The organism is Gilliamella sp. Pas-s27 (assembly GCF_009795865.1).
In the GTDB taxonomy this organism is placed as follows: domain Bacteria; phylum Pseudomonadota; class Gammaproteobacteria; order Enterobacterales; family Orbaceae; genus Gilliamella.
In genome coordinates this window covers 1-701 of sequence record NZ_WTEW01000091.1, presented here as the reverse complement: position 1 = coordinate 701, position 701 = coordinate 1, and the positions used below count along the sequence as shown (strand labels likewise).

2 protein-coding genes are annotated in these 701 nt (G+C 28.2%); both read left to right on the top strand.

Features of this window, described 5'->3' with window-relative positions:
• Positions 1-218: hypothetical protein (locus GQ589_RS11820; RefSeq protein WP_160426454.1), on the top strand; the 218-nt coding region annotated here is incomplete at its 5' end.
• An 11-nt stretch (positions 219-229) separates the two neighbouring features.
• Positions 230-701 (top strand): hypothetical protein (locus tag GQ589_RS11815; protein WP_160426453.1); only part of this gene is annotated, 472 nt, incomplete at its 3' end.

Sequence of the window (701 nt, the reverse complement as noted above, 5' to 3'; positions counted from 1 at the left end):
AAATAGCAATGAATCCAATATATAACCGCTCTGCGACAAACAATAAACAAAAAAATAAATTAGGCTATAAAATCAACCCCGCATTGTTTGTTAATTTACAAGCTATAAATGAAAAAGAACAGAGAAAAGTAAAAGATCGAAGATCAATAGAAAAAGCAGCGAAAGAAAAGGCTAAAAGAGAAGCAAAAGCCAAACAACAACGCATAAATAAAAAATAAGGAATAACAAAATGAAGTATATAAAGTGTATTTTACTCACGATATTATTAACCCCCGCCATTAGTCATGCCATATTTCGTATTTATACCGGTACTATTGGGCAAGATAATGCAGAATTTTATTTTGATGATGAAACTGCTGTTTATCTTGATGGTAAAGAGCATGAAGTTAAACGTTTAAGTTTCATCAGGGAACATAATGATATGTTTTATTTTAAAGTTTATTATGCAAATTCTTTCGAAAAAATATTAGATAAAATAGTTATTGAGAATTTTGATAGAGGCATATTTAATCATGATGCAGACGCCTATCAATATCTAGCAGGGCATTCTCTTAACGGCGATAAGATAAATTTACATGAAATATTTGAATATAAAAAATACGATGAACATTCATTGCGTGAAGCAGAATTTAACAATATAGATTATTTACAACAACATAGTACTAAGGATTTTTATTTTAAAGTAATAGTATCTAAAAAGA